Source organism: Pseudomonas sp. GW823-FHT05G12, from assembly GCF_058795575.1.
In genome coordinates, this window is record NZ_CM179501.1 from 1,884,626 (window position 1) to 1,903,474 (window position 18,849).

Consider the following 18,849-nt stretch of genomic DNA (forward strand, 5'->3'; position numbering starts at 1 on the left):
GCGACGGCAAATTAACGCCTCGCTGTTGGCTTGTCAGCCACGCCCGAGATTGACCCAGAAATTCACCGACAACGATGAGTGAGATAAATCGAATGGCTGGCCGTGGAATGTGGTGTGTCTGCAACTGCCGTCAGGGGCGCGGTGGCATTAATTTTTTTCAGGTTGTATCCGTTTCGTAGGGATAGCCGGGCCCCGCCCGATACCTCACTCGTACGGAAGCAATCTGATGAATGCCGAAAAGTCCCTGCTACTGGCCCGCCGTTTCATTGAACTGCCGCAGGAGAAACGCGGCGTGTTCCTCGAGACCCTGGCCAGGGAGGGCATCGACTTTTCCCAGTTCCCCATTCCGGCCGGGGTCCAGGCGCCGGACCGCCAAGGGTTGTCCTATGCCCAGCAGCGCATGTGGGTACTTTGGCAGATGGACCCCCAGGGCGGCGCCTACAACCTGCCAGGCGCGGTGCGTCTGACCGGGCAACTGGACGAGTCCGCGCTGGAGCAGGCGTTCGCCAGCCTGCTGGCGCGTCACCAGAGCCTGACCACAGTATTCGAGGTCCAGCCTGACGACAGTCTGCTCCAGGTCCATCGCCCGGTCGGCGAGGCCTTGATCGAGCGTGTCGACCTGCGTCAGTGGGATGAGGCCGAGTGCGAAGCGCAGGTGCGTGCAGAAGCCGAGGCCGAGTCATTGCGTCCATTCGACCTGGCGCAAGGGCCGCTGCTGCGCGTGCGTCTGCTGCGCCTGGCCGAGCAGGAACATGTGCTGCTGTTGACCCTGCATCACATTGTTTCCGACGGTTGGTCGATGAACGTGCTGATCGACGAGTTCAGCCGCTGCTACGACGCCTTCGCCGCTGGCCATGCGCCGCAACTGCCGGACCTGCCGATCCAGTACGTCGACTATGCCCTGTGGCAGCGCCGCTGGCTGGAAGCCGGCGAACTGGCACGGCAGCTGGCGTACTGGCAGGCGCAGTTGGGCGATGAGCAGCCCGTGCTCGAGCTGCCCTTGGATAATGCCCGTCCGGCGACCCCGAGCTTCAGCGGCGAGCGCCGCTCGTTCGCGGTCGATGCGGCCTTGGCCGAGCGGCTGCGCGGCTTCGCCCGCCAGCATAACCTCACGCCGTTCATGGTCATGCTTGGCGCGTTCGGCTTGCTCCTGCAACGCTATACTGGCCAGCCCGACCTGCGTATCGGCAGCCCGGTGGCCAACCGCAACCGCGCCGAAGTCGAAGGGCTGATCGGTTTGTTCGTCAACACCCAGGTGTTGCGTGTGCGGCCGGACGCGCACCTCGATGTGCTGGCCTACCTGCAAGGCATCAAGCAGGTCATACTCGGTGCCCAGGCGCACCAGGACCTGCCATTCGAACGCCTGGTCGAGGCGCTCAAGGTCGAGCGCAGCCTGAGCCATGCGCCGCTGTTCCAGGTGATGTACAACCACCAGCCGCAAGTCGCCGACCTGGCCACCGTGACCCTGGCCTCGGGGCTGCAACTGTCGCCCCTGGCATGGCGCAGCCGCACCACCCAGTTCGACCTGAGCCTGGACACCTACGAGCAGGGTGGCACCCTGCACGCCGCCTTCACCTACGCCAGCGACCTGTTCCAGGCCGCCACCATCGAACGCATGGCGACACACTGGCAGGCCCTGCTGCAGGCCCTGGTCAGCCAGCCGCACAGCGCGCTGTGGCAGCTGCCGATGCTCGATGACGCCAGCCGTCGCACAGTGCTGGAGGATTGGAACGCCACCGCCCGCGATTATCCGCTCGGGCGCGGCGTGCACCAGCTGTTCGAGGATCAGGTGCGCCACGCGCCAGACGCCCCGGCGCTGGTGTTCGGTGATACCGCGCTCAGCTATGCGCAGCTCGATGCCCGCGCCAACCGCCTGGCTCACTTCCTGCGTGTGCAAGGCGCCGGAGCCGACAGCCTGGTGGGTATCAGCGTGCTGCGCAGCGTAGAAATGGTCGTCGGGCTGATGGCGATCCTCAAGGCCGGTGCGGCTTACGTGCCGCTGGATCCGGAATACCCCGAGGAGCGCCTGGCCTACATGATCGAGGACAGCGGCATTCGCCTGCTGCTGACCCAGCAGGCGCTGCAGGGCAGCCTGCCGGTGCCCGGTGACGTGCAGTGCATCGCCCTGGACCAACTGACGCTGGACGACCAGCCAGACAGCCCGCCCCAGGTGGCGAACGACCCACGGCAGCTGGCCTATGTCATCTATACCTCCGGCTCTACCGGCCGGCCGAAAGGCGCCGGCAACAGCCATGAAGCCCTGGCCAACCGCCTGCACTGGATGCAGGAAGCCTATGGCCTGGGCGCCGGTGACACGGTGCTGCAGAAGACCCCGTTCAGCTTCGACGTCTCGGTCTGGGAGTTCTTCTGGCCGCTGATGACCGGTGCTCGGCTGGCCGTGGCCGCACCCGGTGACCACCGGGATCCGACGCGCCTGATCGAGACCATTCGTCGCCATCAGGTCAGCACCCTGCATTTCGTGCCCTCGATGCTCCAGGCCTTCATCCACGAGCCCGGTGTCGAGACCTGCGACAGCCTGCGCCGCATCGTCTGCAGCGGCGAGGCATTGCCGGTGGATGCGCAGCTGCAGGTGTTCGGCAAGCTGCCGGCGGCGGCGCTGTACAACCTCTACGGCCCCACCGAGGCGGCTATCGACGTCACGCACTGGACCTGCATCGACGAAGGCCGCGACAGCGTGCCCATCGGCCAGCCCATCGCCAACATCCGCACCTATGTGCTCGATGCTGGCCTCGAGCCGGTGGCGCCGGGCGTTGCCGGCGAACTCTATCTGGGTGGCATTGGCCTGGCCCGTGGTTACCACCGGCGTCCGGGGTTGACCGCCGAGCGCTTCGTTGCCGACCCCTTCGTTGTCGGACAGCGTCTGTACCGTACCGGCGACCGGGTTCGCCAGCGTGTGGATGGCGTGATCGAGTACTTGGGGCGTTTCGATCATCAAGTGAAAATCCGTGGCCTGCGCATCGAACTGGGCGAGATCGAGGCGCGCCTGGCCCAGCATGCCTGGGTGCGCGAGGCCGTGGTGTTGGCGCTGGACGGCAAGCAACTGGTGGCCTACCTGGTGCTCGATGAAACGCCAGACGGCTGGCAGCAAGGGCTCAAGGACTGGCTGCTGCAGGCACTACCGGAATTCATGGTGCCCAGCCACCTGATGCCGCTGGAGCACTTCCCGCTGACCCCCAACGGCAAGCTTGACCGCAAGGCCCTGCCGCAACCGGATGTCGCTCCGCGCGGCGCCTACGTGGCGCCGCAAACCGATGTGCAGCGTACCCTGGCGCAGGTCTGGAGCGAGGTGCTGGGCGTGGCCGAGGTCGGTCTGGACGACAACTTCTTCGAGCTGGGCGGCGATTCGATCATCGCCATCCAGGTGGTTGGCCGCGCTCGACGCCAGGGCCTGCAGTTCAGCCCGCGCGACCTGTTCCAGTTCCAGACCGTGCGCGGCCTGGCCGGCGCGGTCGGACGCCAGCCATCGTTGACGGTTGAGCAGGCGCCGGCCACCGGCGAGGTGGCGCTTAGCCCTGTGCAGCGACATTTCTTCGAACAGGCCATTGCGGTCCGCCAGCACTGGAATCAATCATTGCTGCTCGGCGCCCGGCAACCGTTGCAGGCCCAGGCGCTGGTCGATGCCTTGGGCGATGTGGTCAACCACCATGACGCCCTGCGGCTGCGCTTCGAGCCCGCCGCCGAAGGCTGGCGGCAGCACTATGGCGCGCCGGTCGCGCAGGTCGAGCTGTGGCAGCGCCAGGCTGCGGATGCCCAGGCGCTGACGACGCTCTGCGACGATGCCCAGCGCAGCCTCGACCTGGGCAGTGGACCGCTGTTGCGCGCCATGCTGGTCGACTTGCCGCAAGGCGAGCAGCGCCTGTTGCTGGTCATCCACCACCTGGTGGTCGACGGCGTGTCCTGGCGTATTCTCCTGGAGGACCTGGAGCAGGCTTATGCCCAGCGCCTGGCCGGGCAGCCGCTGTCGCTGGCGCCGCGCACCAGCAGCTACCAGGCCTGGTCTGCGCAACTGCACGAGCAGGTGCCGGCGTTCCTCGGACAATTGCCCTACTGGCAAGCGCAGCGCGGCGATGGCGCACTGCCGTGCGACAGGCCGGACGCGCCGGTGAGCAACCGCCATGGGGCCAAACTGGCGTCGCGTCTGTCCCGCGAGCGCACCCGTCAGTTGCTGCAGGTCGCGCCCGCAGCCTATCGCACCCAGGTCAACGACCTGCTGCTGACCGCCCTGGCACGTGTCATCTGCCAATGGAGCGGCAGCCAGGCGGCGCTGGTGCAGCTGGAGGGGCATGGCCGCGAAGAGCTGTTCGACGGCATCGACCTGACCCGCAGCGTCGGCTGGTTCACCAGCCTCTATCCACTGCGCCTGGCCCCACGCGCCGATCATGGCGACTCGATCAAGGCCATCAAGGAACAGCTGCGCGCGGTGCCGGACAAAGGCATGGGCTACGGCGTACTGCGTTACCTGGGTGACGCCTCGGTGCGGGAGGCCCTGGCGACGCTCGACGCGCCGCGCATCACCTTCAACTATCTGGGCCAGTTCGACAGCCAGTTCGATGCCCAGGCCTTGCTGGCGCCGGCCACCGAGCGCGGTGGCGACGGCCAGGACCCGGACGCGCCGCTGGCCAACTGGCTGACCCTGGAAGGACAGGTCTACAACGGCGAGCTGTCGCTGCAATGGGGCTTCAGCCTGGCGATGTTCGACACCGACACGATCCAGGCGCTGGCCACGGCCTATGACCAGGAGCTGGAGGCGCTCATCGAGCACTGCCTGGGCGTGCCTGCCGGGCAACCGTCGCCGTCGGACTTCCCGTTGGCGCGCATTACTCAGGCGCAACTGGATGCATTGCCGGTGCCCGGCCACGAGATCGAAGACCTCTACCCGTTGTCGCCCATGCAGCAGGGCATGTTCTTCCACTCGCTGTATGAAACCCAGGGCGGCGCCTACATCAACCAGTTGCGCCTGGATATCGGCGGCCTGGACCTGGAACGCTTCGGCGAGGCCTGGCAGGCGGCCCTGGCGCGTCACGAGATCCTGCGCAGCAGCATTCACTGGCAGGGCCTGGACAGTGCCCACCAGATCGTCCAGCGTCAGTTGCCACTGCCGCTGCGCATCGTCGACGAACCTGCGGCAGACCTCGATGCACTGGCTCGGGCCGAGCACGAAGCGGGTTTCGACCTGTCCCGCGCACCCTTGTTCAGGCTGCTGCTGGTGCGTACCGGGGCCGACGACTGGCACCTGGTCTACACCTGCCATCACATCCTCCTGGATGGCTGGAGCAATGCCCAGCTACTGGCCCAGGTGATCCAGCACTACGTCGGCGAGCGCACGTCAGCGCCGGCCGGCCGTTTCCATGATTACCTGGCGTGGCTGCAACGCCAGGACGCCAGTGCCGGCGAGCGTTTCTGGAAAGCCCGTCTCGGCGCCTTGCAGGCGCCGACGCTGCTCGCCCAGGCCCTGCGTCGCCCCGCCGACGCGCAAGGCGAGGGTGAGTACCTCGCCCGCCTCGACGCCGCGCAGACCGCCGAACTGGAGCGTTTTGCCCGTCAGCACAAGGTGACCTTGAACACGCTGTTCCAGGCGGCCTGGGGCCTGTTGCTACAGCGCCTGACCGGGCAAGCCTGCGTGGCCTTCGGCGCCACGGTGTCCGGACGCTCGGCGCCATTGCCGGGCATCGACGACCAGCTCGGGTTGTTCATCAATACCTTGCCGGTGCTGATCGATGCCGCGCCTGATCGCCAGGTGGCCGGTTACCTGGCCGACGTGCAGGACTTCAACCTGGGCCTGCGTGAATTCGAGCATGTGCCGCTGTATGCCATCCAGGGGTGGGCTGGCCAGCAGGGCGCGGCGCTGTTCGACAGCCTGCTGGTGTTCGAGAACTTCCCGGTGGCCGAGGCGCTGCGCCAGGGCGCGCCTGCCGGCCTGCGTTTCGGCGCGGTGAGCAATCACGAGCGCACCCACTACCCGCTGACCATCGGCATCGAGCTCGGTGATGGGGTTAGCCTGACGTTCGGCTACGACCCTGCGCTGTTCGCGGCAGAGCAGGTGGGTCAGCTGTGCGCCGGGCTACGTCAGGTGCTGGCGCAGATGGTCGCCACGCCGGCGGCGCCGGTAGGCGCGCTGGGCCTGCTCGACGATCAGGGGCAGGCCGAGGTGCTTGGCTTCAGCCAAGGCCGCGCACTGGCGTTGCCGAGCCAGGAACTGGTTCACCAGCGTATCGCGGCACAGGCCGCGCGCCAGCCACAGGCCTTGGCCTTGCAATGTGGCGAGCTGCGCCTGAGCTATGGCCAGCTCGATGGCCAGGCCAATCGCCTGGCGCATGCACTGATCGCCGAGGGTGTACGCCCTGGCCAGCGTGTCGGCCTGGCCCTGCGCCGTGGCCCGCAGCTGATCGTCAGCCTGCTTGCCGTGCTCAAGAGCGGCGCGACCTATGTGCCGCTAGATCCGCAGTATCCGCATGAACGGCTGGCCTACATGGTCGAGGACAGCCGTCTGGACCTGTTGTTGTGCGACGACGGCCTGCTGGTCGAGTTGGCGCTGCCGGCGGGGCTGCGCCGCCTGGAGCTGGGGATGTTGGGCGAGCAGGTCGCGCAGTGTGGCGACCACGACCCGGATGTGCAGGTCGCCGCCGAGCAGCTCGCCTATGTCATCTACACCTCCGGTTCCACCGGGCGCCCGAAGGGGGTGGCGATCAGTCATGCGGCACTGCGCGAGTTCAGCTACAGCGCTACCGGCTACTCCCGCCTTGAGCGCGACGACCGGGTGCTGCAGTTCGCCACTTTCAGTTTCGACGGCTTCGTCGAGCAGTGCTATCCGCCACTGTGCGTCGGCGCCGCGCTGATCATGCGTGGCGAGGAACTGTGGGACGCCGATCAGCTGGCGCGGTTGATTGTCGAGCAGGGCGTGACCCTGGCCGACCTGCCGGCCGCCTACTGGCACATGCTGGCCAAGACTTGCGCGGCGCGGCCAGGCCACGGCCTGGGCAAGCTGCGTCAGGTGCACGTGGGCGGCGAGGCCATGTCGGTGGAAGGGTTGCGCCTGTGGCATGCGGCGGGGCTGGGCGGGATCAGCCTGGTCAACACCTATGGCCCGACCGAGGCGACGGTGGTCTCCAGCGTGCATGACTGCCGCCTCGAAGATGCGCAGGACGCGTATGGCGTGCCGATCGGCCAAGCCATCGCCGGCCGCTCGCTGTATGTGCTGGACAGTGCCGGCCAACTGTTGCCCAGCGATGGCGTCGGCGAGCTGTGCATCGGTGCGCCGAACTGCCTGGCGCAGCAATACTTCGACCGCCCGGGGTTGACCGCCGAGCGTTTCCTGCCGGATCCCTTCGCCGAACAGCCTGGCGCACGCCTGTACCGTAGCGGCGACCTGGCGCGTTATACCCAGGCCGGGGTACTGGAGTACGTAGGGCGTATCGATCATCAGGTGAAGATTCGCGGCATGCGTATCGAGATGGGCGAGATCGAGGCCTGCCTGCAAGGGCTGGCGTCGGTGCGCGAGGCGGCGGTGCTGGCCCTCGCCGGGCCGACCGGGCCCCAACTGGTGGCCTACCTGGTCGCTGCTCAGGCCACGCCGTCCGTTGACTGGCTACAGGGCGTACGGGCTGCCTTGGGCCAGGCGCTGCCTGACTACATGATCCCCGCCCACCTGCTGGTGCTGGAACGACTGCCGTTGAACAACAACGGCAAGCTCGACCGCGCGGCCTTGCCGGCGCCGGACTTCAGTGCCGCCCAGCAGGTCTACGAAGCGCCGCGCACGCCGTTGCAAGCACAACTGGCGACGATCTGGGCGCAGGCCTTGCAGGTCGAGCGCGTCGGCCTTGCCGACAGTTTCTTCAGCCTTGGTGGCCACTCGTTGCTGGCGACCGAGGTCATCGCGCGCATTCGCCAAGGGCTCGGGCTCGAAGTGCCCCTGCGGCAGTTGTTCGAGCAGCCGACCCTGGGGGCCTTCGCCGACCGTTGCGCCGAGCTGGGCCAGGGGGCGGCAGCGGCGATTGCGGTATTGCCGCGCACGCCTGCGATGGCCGTGTCCTATGCCCAGGAGCGCCAGTGGTTCCTCTGGCGGCTGGACCCACAGAGCGCCGCCTACAACGTTCCAGCGGCGTTGCGTGTGCGGGGGCCGCTCGAGTTGTCGGCGTTGCAGTCGGCATTCGACCGGGTCATCGCCCGTCACGAACCATTGCGCACCACCTTCGATGACACCACGGGGATACTGCGACAGCATATTCATCCGCACCTGGCGCTGCCAATCGTGATCGAGCACCCAGGCGAGCTGGACGATGCGGCGCTGGCGGCTTGGGTCGATGCCCAGGTGCGGGCGCCATTCGACCTGGTGCGAGGGCCGTTGCTGCGGGTCAGGTTGCTGGCCATGGGCGAGCAGGATCATGTGCTGGTCATCGTCCAGCATCATATCGTTTCCGACGGCGCCTCCCTGGAGGTGTTGGTCGAAGAGCTGCTGCAGGGCTACCACGGCGAACACAGTGCGCCGTTGCCTGTGCAGTACGCCGACTACGCGGCCTGGCAGCGCCAGTGGCTAGACGGTGGCGAGCGTGCGCGCCAGCTCGATTACTGGATGGCGCAGCTGGGCGGTGAGCAGGTCGTGCTCGAGCTGCCGTTCGACCGGCCACGCCCGGCTCAACGGCGCCTGCGTGGTGCCCGCCTGGACTTCCCGCTCGAGGCTGAACTGAGCCATGGCCTGCAACAGTTGGCCAAGACTCAGGATGCTTCCTTGTTCATGTTGCTGCTGGCAGCGTTCCAGGCCTTGCTGCACCGCTACAGCGGCCAGGCCGACATCCGCGTCGGCATACCGGTGGCCAACCGCACTCGGGCTGAAACCGAGCGGCTGATCGGTTTCTTCGTCAATACCCAGGTGATGCGTGCCCAGGTCGATGGCGGGCAGGGCTTTGACGTCCTGTTGCGCCAGACCCGGCAGGCGGCGCTGCAGGCCCAGGCCCACCAGGACCTGCCGTTCGAGCAACTGGTCGAGGCCCTGGCACCGGAACGCAATCTTAGCCACAGCCCCGTGTTCCAGGTGCTGTTCAACCACCAGTACGCTGCGCGCGCCGAGCGGAACTGGGGTGACCTGCGTGTCGAGCCGCTGCATTGGGACAGTGCCACGGCGCAGTTCGACCTGGTGCTGGATACCAGCGAGACCGCGCAGGGGCTGATGGTTTCCCTGGCGTACGACACCGACCTGTTCGAGCGCTCGACCATCGAGCGGCTGTCGACCCACTTCATCAATCTGTTGCAAGGCATCGTCGAGCAACCGCAACAACCGGTGGCCGAACTGCCATTGCTGGCGGCCGCCGAGCGCGAGCGCACCCTGGTCACGTGGAACGCCACCGCTGAACATTACCCGCTGGAGCAGAGCATCCAGCAACTGATCGAGGCCCAGGTGCAGCGCACCCCGGATGCCCCGGCGCTGGCCTTCGGCGAGACGCGCCTGAGCTACGCCCAGCTCAACGCCCGCGCCAACCGCCTGGCCCATCGCCTGATCGCCCTGGGTGTCGGCGCGGATGTGCTGGTGGGCATCGCGGTGGAGCGTTCGGTGGAGATGGTGGTCGGTTTGCTGGCCATCCTCAAGGCCGGTGGCGCCTACGTGCCGCTGGACCCGGAATACCCCGAAGAGCGCCTGCGCTACATGATCGAGGACAGCGGCGTGCAACTGCTGCTGACCCAGAGCCACCTGCAACTGCCGCTGGCCGAAGGCGTGCAGACCCTGGCGCTGGACCTGGAACCGGGCGCCGATGACGCGCGCAACCCGAACGTGGCGGTGGCCCCTGAAAACCTGGCCTATGTGATCTACACCTCCGGCTCCACAGGCCGGCCAAAAGGCGCGGGCAACCGCCATTCGGCCTTGGTCAACCGACTGTGCTGGATGCAGCAGGCCTATCGACTGGATGCTCGCGACAGCGTGTTGCAGAAAACGCCGTTCAGCTTCGACGTCTCGGTGTGGGAGTTCTTCTGGCCCTTGATGACCGGTGCGCGACTGGTGGTTGCCGCGCCGGGTGATCACCGCGACCCGGCCCGTCTGGTCGAGCTGATCACCGGCGAAAACATCACCACGCTGCACTTCGTACCGTCGATGCTCCAGGCGTTCCTGCAAGACAGCGGCGTGCCGCGCTGCACCAGCCTTGCGCGCATCGTCTGCAGTGGCGAAGCGCTGCCGGCCGATGCCCAGCAGCAGGTGTTCGCCAAGCTGCCGAAGGCCGGCCTGTACAACCTGTACGGCCCGACCGAGGCGGCCATCGACGTGACCCACTGGACCTGCCGCGAGGAAGGGCGCGACAGCGTGCCGATCGGCGAGCCGATCGCCAACCTGGCCTGCTACATCCTCGACGCCGAGCTGCAACCGGTGCCGGTGGGCGTGCTGGGCGAGCTGTACCTGGCCGGCGCAGGCCTGGCGCGCGGCTACCACCGCCGCCCGGGGCTGACCGCCGAGCGTTTCGCCGTGAGCCCATACGGCAATGGCGAGCGCATCTACCGCACCGGCGACCTGGCGCGCTACCGCGCGGACGGGGTGATCGAGTATGCCGGGCGTATCGACCACCAGGTCAAGCTGCGTGGTCTGCGCATCGAACTGGGTGAGATCGAGGCGCGCCTGCTGGAACACGACCTGGTGCGTGAAGCCGTGGTGACGGTACCGGACGGCAAGCAGCTGGTCGGTTATGTGGTGCTGACCGGCGAGGCCGCCGATTGGCAGGCACAACTGGCCGAGCATCTGCGCCGTGGCCTGCCGGACTACATGGTGCCGAACCAGTGGCTGGCACTGGACAGCCTGCCGCTGTCGCCCAATGGCAAGCTCGACCGCAAGGCCTTGCCTGCCGTGGATGCCGCGCAATCGCAGCGTGCCTATGTGGCGCCGCAGAGTGAACTGGAACAACAGGTCGCGGCGATCTGGGCGCAGGTGCTGCACTTGGAGCAGGTTGGCCTGGGCGACAACTTCTTCGAACTGGGAGGGCATTCGCTGTTGGCTACCCAGGTGTTCTCGCGTCTGCGCGAGCTAGGCATCGACGCACCGCTCAAGACGCTGTTCGAGCAGGCCAGCCTGCAGGGCTTCGTCGCCAGCCTGCCAGCACCGTCGTTGGCGGCGCGGGCTCCGGCCATCCGGCCGACGCCGCGCGATGCGGCGCTGCCGGTGTCCTATGCCCAGCAACGCCAGTGGTTCCTCTGGCAGCTGGAGCCACACAGCAGCGCCTACCACATCCCCATGGTCCTGCGCCTGAAAGGCAGCCTCGATCGTGCGGCGCTGCAACACAGCTTCAATGCGCTGGTCGAGCGTCATGAGGCCCTGCGTACTCGCTTCGTCGAAAGCGACGAGGGCATCGTCCAGGTGATCGAGCGCTCTGCTGCGCTGGTCATCGCCCATGAACGACTGGCGGACGAGGCGACCCTTCAGGCGCGTGTCGCTGAGGAGATCCGCCAGCCGTTCGACCTGGCCCGCGGCCCGCTGCTGCGGGTCCGTCTGCTGGAGCTGGCGGCCGACGACCAGGTGCTGGTGCTGACTCAGCACCATATCGTCTCGGATGCGGCGTCCATGCAGCTGATGGTCGGCGAACTGATCGATGGCTATGCCCGCCACCGCGAGGGCGATGCCGCCCCACTGCCTGCCCTGGCGCTGCAATATGCCGACTACGCCCGTTGGCAGCGTGAATGGATGGAGGCTGGCGAGCGTGAGCGGCAACTGGCCTACTGGGTCGGGCAACTGGGCAGCGAGCAGGATGTGCTGGCCTTGCCGCTGGACCGCCCGCGTCCTGCCGAGCAGAGCTATCGCGGCGCCCAGCTCGACCTGGCCGTGCCGCCGGCGTTGAAGGACGGTCTCGAGGCGTTGGCCCGCCGCCAGGGCGCGACCCTGTTCATGGTGCTGCTGGCGTCGTTCCAGGCCTTGCTGCATCGCTACAGTGGCCAGCGCGACATCCGCGTCGGCGTGCCGGTGGCCAACCGCAACCGGGTCGAGACCGAAGGGCTGATCGGCTTCTTCGTCAACACCCAGGTACTGCGTGCCGATATCGATCCACGCCAGCCGTTCGGCGTGCTGCTGCAACAGGTGCGTCAGGCTGCGCTGGGCGCCCAGGCGCACCAGGACCTGCCGTTCGAGCAACTGGTGGATGCGCTGGCACCGACCCGCAGCCTCAGCCACAGCCCGTTGTTCCAGGTGATGTTCAACCACCAGGCCGCCGCGCTCGCGCCGGTACGCGCCGTGCCAGGCTTGGCGGTACAGGCCATGGCCTGGGACAACGACACCACGCAGTTCGACCTGAGCCTGGACACCTGCGAGACCGATGAAGGGCTGAGCGCTTCGCTGATCTACGCCACTGACCTGTTCGACCAGGCCACCATCGTACGCCTGGGTGAGCATTGGCTGAACCTGCTGCAAGGCATCGTCGAGCAACCGCAACAACCGGTGGCCGAACTGCCATTGCTGGCGGCCGCCGAGCGCGAGCGCACCCTGGTCACGTGGAACGCCACCGCTGAACATTACCCGCTGGAGCAGAGCATCCAGCAACTGATCGAGGCCCAGGTGCAGCGCACCCCGGATGCCCCGGCGCTGGCCTTCGGCGAGACGCGCCTGAGCTACGCCCAGCTCAACGCCCGCGCCAACCGCCTGGCCCATCGCCTGATCGCCCTGGGTGTCGGCGCGGATGTGCTGGTGGGCATCGCGGTGGAGCGTTCGGTGGAGATGGTGGTCGGTTTGCTGGCCATCCTCAAGGCCGGTGGCGCCTACGTGCCGCTGGACCCGGAATACCCCGAAGAGCGCCTGCGCTACATGATCGAGGACAGCGGCGTGCAACTGCTGCTGACCCAGAGCCACCTGCAACTGCCGCTGGCCGAAGGCGTGCAGACCCTGGCGCTGGACCTGGAACCGGGCGCCGATGACGCGCGCAACCCGAACGTGGCGGTGGCCCCTGAAAACCTGGCCTATGTGATCTACACCTCCGGCTCCACAGGCCGGCCAAAAGGCGCGGGCAACCGCCATTCGGCCTTGGTCAACCGACTGTGCTGGATGCAGCAGGCCTATCGACTGGATGCTCGCGACAGCGTGTTGCAGAAAACGCCGTTCAGCTTCGACGTCTCGGTGTGGGAGTTCTTCTGGCCCTTGATGACCGGTGCGCGACTGGTGGTTGCCGCGCCGGGTGATCACCGCGACCCGGCCCGTCTGGTCGAGCTGATCACCGGCGAAAACATCACCACGCTGCACTTCGTACCGTCGATGCTCCAGGCGTTCCTGCAAGACAGCGGCGTGCCGCGCTGCACCAGCCTTGCGCGCATCGTCTGCAGTGGCGAAGCGCTGCCGGCCGATGCCCAGCAGCAGGTGTTCGCCAAGCTGCCGAAGGCCGGCCTGTACAACCTGTACGGCCCGACCGAGGCGGCCATCGACGTGACCCACTGGACCTGCCGCGAGGAAGGGCGCGACAGCGTGCCGATCGGCGAGCCGATTGCCAACCTGGCCTGCTACATCCTCGACGCCGAGCTGCAACCGGTGCCGGTGGGCGTGCTGGGCGAGCTGTACCTGGCCGGCGCAGGCCTGGCGCGCGGCTACCACCGTCGCCCGGGGCTGACCGCCGAGCGTTTCGCCGTGAGCCCATACGGCAATGGCGAGCGCATCTACCGCACCGGCGACCTGGCGCGCTACCGCGCGGATGGGGTGATCGAGTACGCCGGGCGTATCGACCACCAGGTCAAGCTACGTGGCCTGCGCATCGAACTGGGTGAGATCGAGGCGCGCCTGCTGGAACACGACCTGGTGCGTGAAGCCGTGGTGACGGTACCGGACGGCAAGCAGCTGGTCGGTTATGTGGTGCTGACCGGCGAGGCCGCCGATTGGCAGGCACAACTGGCCGAGCATCTGCGCCGTGGCCTGCCGGACTACATGGTGCCGAACCAGTGGCTGGCACTGGACAGCCTGCCGCTGTCACCCAACGGCAAGCTCGACCGCAAGGCCTTGCCTGCCGTGGATGCTGCCCTTGTGCAAAAGGTCTATGAGGCACCGGCCAATGCGCGGGAGCACCGTCTGGCCGCAGTCTGGGCCGATGTGTTGCGCCTTGAGCGGGTCGGGGTGAACGACAACTTCTTCGAGCTTGGGGGCGATTCCATCGTCTCGATTCAGGTCGTCGGACGTGCGCGCCAGCAGGGCCTGCACTTCACGCCCAAGGAGCTGTTCCAGCACCAGACCGTGCGCGGCCTGGCAGCGGTGCTGCGCGAAGGCGAGGGAGCGGTGAAGGCCGAGCAAGGTCCGCTGCTCGGGGGCATGCCATTGCTGCCGTTCCAGCAGTGGTTCTTCGACCAGCGCATGAGCGAGCCGCAGCACTGGAACCAGTCGCTGTTGCTGCGCGGCACCGAAACGGTGGATGCCAGCGCATTGGAGCAGGCGCTGCTGGCACTGTACGCCCAGCACGACGCCCTGCGCCTGCGCTTTGCCGACGGCAGCGCCGAACACGGTCCGCTGCAGCCGGCCCAGCCGTTGCTATGGCGTGCCGCGCTGCGCAGCGCCGAGGAAATCGAGGCGACCTGCGAAGAGGCCCAGCGTAGCCTGGACCTGGCCCAGGGCCCGCTGCTGCGTGCGGTGCTGATCGACCTGGCCGACGGTGGCCAGCGCCTGCTGCTGGTGATCCACCACCTGGTGGTCGATGGCGTGTCCTGGCGCGTGCTGCTGGAAGACCTGCACGATGCCTACCGCCAGGCCCTGGCGGGCAGCACGCCGAAACTGCCGACCAAGACCAGCGCCTTCAAGACCTGGGGCGAACGCCTGCAGCAGCATGCCGCAAGCCTGGGCAACGAGCTGGCCTACTGGCAAGGGCAACTGGCCGGTGCGCCGCTGGACCTGCCCGAGGCCGAGCTGGGCGCCAGCCTGCAGAACCGTCACCGCCAGAGCGTGCAGGCACGCCTGGATGCCGAGCTGACCCGACGCTTGCTGCAACAGGCCCCGGCGGCCTACCGCACCCAGGTCAACGACCTGCTGCTGACCGCCTTGGCCCGGGTGGTGTGTCGCTGGAGCGGCGCCGATTCGGCGCTGGTGGAGCTGGAAGGCCATGGCCGCGAAGACCTGTTCGACGACATCGACCTGAGCCGTACGGTGGGCTGGTTCACCAGCGCCTACCCGGTGCGCCTGACCCCGGCCGCCGAGCTGGGCGCCTCGATCAAGCAGGTCAAGGAACAGCTGCGCGGCGTGCCGCACAAGGGCATCGGTTTCGGCGCTTTGCGCTACCTGGGCGACGAGGCTGCGCGCGCGAGCCTGGCCGGGCTGCCGGTGCCGCGCATCACCTTCAACTACCTGGGCCAGCTGGATGGCCAGTTCGATGAGCGGGCGCTGTTCGTGCCCGCTGCCGAAAGCGCAGGTGAGGAGCAGAGCCCGCTGGCGCCGCTGGGCAACTGGCTGGTGCTCAATGGCCAGGTGTATGGCGGCGAGCTGAGCCTGGCGTTCAGCTTCAGCGGGCAGATGTTCGCCCGCGCGACCATCGAGCGGCTGGCGCGGGCCTACGAGGCGGAGCTGGCGGCGCTGGTCGAGCACTGCCAGGCGCCGCAAGGGTTGACGCCGTCGGACTTCCCGCTGGCGGGCCTGAGCCAGGCGCAACTCGACGCACTGCCAGTGGCGGTGGCCGAGGTCGAAGACATCTACCCACTGTCGCCGATGCAGCAGGGCATGCTGTTCCATTCCACGTTCGGCGAGAGCGACGGCGACTACATCAACCAGATGCAGGTCGAGGTCGCAGGTCTGGATGTGGCACGCTTCGAGGCGGCTTGGAACGCTGTGCTCCAGGCCCATGACAGTCTGCGTTGTGCCTTCGTCTGGTCCGCCGACCAGGCCCAACCGGTTCAGGTAGTGCTGCGCGAGGCCCGTGTGCCGTTCAGCGAGCTGGACTGGCGCGGTCGTGATGACCTTGCGCTGGCGCTCCCGACACTGGCCGCCGAAGAACGTGGGCGCGGCTTCGATGTGCTGCAGGCGCCATTGCTGCGCCTGGTGCTGGTACGCCTGGAAGATGACCGCCATGCACTGATCTACACCAGCCATCACATCCTCATGGACGGCTGGAGCAATGCGCAACTGCTGGGTGAAGTGCTGCAACGCTACTGTGGCGAGCGGCCCACGCAGGCGGCGGGCCGCTTCGGCGACTACATTAGCTGGCTGCAGCGTCAGGACCGAGCGCAGAGCGAAGCTTTCTGGCGCGAGCAACTGGCCGCACTGGAAGAGCCCACTCGCCTGGCCAGCACCTGTCAACATGTCGGTGTCGATGGCTACGACGAGCACAGCCTGTCGATCGATGCGCAGACCACCGCGCGCCTGGGCCGCTTCGCCCGTGAGCGCAAGGTCACCGTCAACACCTTGGTGCAGGGTGCCTGGGCCTTGTTGCTGCAGCGTCGTGTCGGCCAGGACTGCGTGTCGTTCGGCGCCACCGTGGCCGGGCGACCGGCCGAGCTGGCCGGTATCGAGCAGCAGATCGGCCTGTTCATCAACACCTTGCCGGTGATCGTGCCGTGCACCGCCGGGCAGGCGCTTGGCGACTGGCTGGACGATCTGCAGGCGCTCAACCTGCGCATCCGCGAACAGGAGCACACGCCACTGTTCGACATCCAACGCTGGGCCGGGCAGGGCGGTGACGCGCTGTTCGACAGTCTGCTGGTGTTCGAAAACTACCCGGTGGCCGAGGCCCTGGAGCGTGGTTCGCCCTCGGGGCTGCACTTTGGCCCGGTGCGCACACAGGAGCAGAGCAACTATCCGCTGACCCTGGCGGTCGGCCTGGAGGACAGCCTGTCGCTGCGCTGCAGCTATGACCGGCAGGCGTTCAGCGCGGCGATCATCGAGCAGATCGGCCAGCAACTGCGTCACTTGCTGCTGCAGATGCTCGAACAGGGCGCTGAGGTGCCTGTCGAGACCTTGCAATTGCTCGATGATGAGCAACGCCAGGCTGCGGTACAGGCCTGGAATACCGCCCCGGCCACGTTCGCGCCGAGCCAGCCGCTGCATCGCCTGATCGAAGCCCAGGCGGCTCGCGCGCCGCAGGCGCCGGCGCTGGTCTGCGAAGGCGAACAGTTGAGCTACGCCGAGCTGAACCGCCGGGCCAACCGGATCGCCCACGCGCTGATCGCCCGAGGCGTCGGCCCGGACGTGCTGGTGGGCCTGGCCGCGCCGCGTTCGCTGGAGATGGTGGTCGGCCTGCTGGCCATCCTCAAGGCCGGTGGTGCCTACGTGCCGCTGGACCCGGCCTATCCGCTGGATCGCCTGCACTACATGATCGAGGACAGCGGCCTGCAGTTGCTGCTCGGCCAGGGCGACCTCGGGCTGAGCCTGGCGGCGAACGTGCAGGTGCTGGACCTGGCCGCCGACTATGCCGACTACGCTGACTTCGCCGAGGTCAACCCGAACGTTGCGGTGGACCTGGATAACCTGGCCTATGTCATCTACACCTCCGGCTCCACCGGCAAGCCGAAGGGCACCTTGCTGCCGCACCGCAACGTGCTGCGCCTGTTCGAGGCCACGGACGGCTGGTTCGGCTTCGGCCCGCAGGACTGCTGGACGCTGTTCCACTCCTATGCCTTCGACTTCTCGGTATGGGAGCTGTTCGGCGCCTTGCTGCATGGTGGCCGCCTGGTGATCGTGCCGCAGGATGTCAGCCGTTCGCCGGAGGCCTTCTACCAACTGCTGTGCGAGCAGCGGGTGACCGTGCTCAACCAGACGCCGTCGGCGTTCCGCCAGCTGATGCAGGTGGCCTGCGCTGAAGGCCAGCGCAGCGACCAGCAGCTGCGCTACGTGGTGTTCGGCGGCGAGGCGCTGGAGGTCGGCAGCCTGCGTCCGTGGTTCGAGCGCTTCGGCGATCGTGCCCCGCAACTGGTCAACATGTACGGCATCACCGAAACCACGGTGCACGTGACCTACCGTCCATTGTCGCGGGCTGACCTGGCGCAGAGCGCGTCGAGCCCGATTGGTGTGCCGATCCCGGACCAGAGCCTGTACGTGCTCGACAGCGACCTCAACCCGGTGGCCGCCGGCTGTGTCGGCGAGCTGTACGTCGGTCGCCAGGGCCTGGCCCGTGGCTACCTCAAGCGCGCCGACCTCAGCGCCACGCGCTTCATTCCCGACCCGTTCGGCGAGAGCGGGGCACGGCTGTACCGCAGCGGCGACCTGGCACGCTGGCGCGCCGATGGGGTGATCGAGTACGTCGGGCGGATGGACCATCAGGTGAAGATCCGTGGCTTCCGCATCGAGCTGGGCGAGATCCAGGCGCGGCTGCAGGCGCTGCCCCAGGTGCGCGAGGCCGTGGTGCTGGCCCAGGAGGGGGCGAGCGGCACCCAGCTGGTCGGTTACCTGGTGGCCGGGCAAGCGGTGGCGGACCAGGCGATCTGGCGTGAGGCGGTCAAGGCCGCACTGCGCGAAGACCTGCCGGAGTACATGGTGCCGGCGCACCTGCTGCTGCTCGAGCGCATGCCGCTGACCGCCAACGGCAAGCTCGACCGCCGTGCCTTGCCGGCGGCGGATGCCAGCCTGCTGCAACAGGCTTATGTGGCGCCAGTCACTGAACTGGAACAGCAGGTGGCAGGCATCTGGGCTCAGGTGCTGGAGCTGGAGCAAGTAGGCTTGAGCGACAACTTCTTCGAGCTTGGCGGCCATTCGTTGCTGGCCACCCAGGTAGTGCTGCGCCTGCGCGAAGCGCTGGGCCATGAAGTGCCGGTCAAGACGCTGTTCCTGGCCCGCGACCTGGCGGACTTCTGCGAGGCCTTGCAGGCCCTGCAGCCCGCGCTCGATCCACTGCACGATGTTTTGGCTAAATCCTTGGAGGACCTCAATCGTCTAACTGCCGATGATCTTGAAAAACTGATTTCCTAGTGAGGACACGG

General features: G+C 67.4%; 1 protein-coding gene. It reads left to right on the forward strand.

From position 1 onward, the window contains the following. Positions 1-226 precede the first annotated feature (226 nt). Entirely contained in the window at positions 227-18,838 is an 18,612-nt protein-coding gene (locus AC3RCM_RS08700) for a non-ribosomal peptide synthase/polyketide synthase (protein WP_492629523.1), read from the forward strand. The last annotated feature ends 11 nt before the right edge of the window (positions 18,839-18,849 follow it).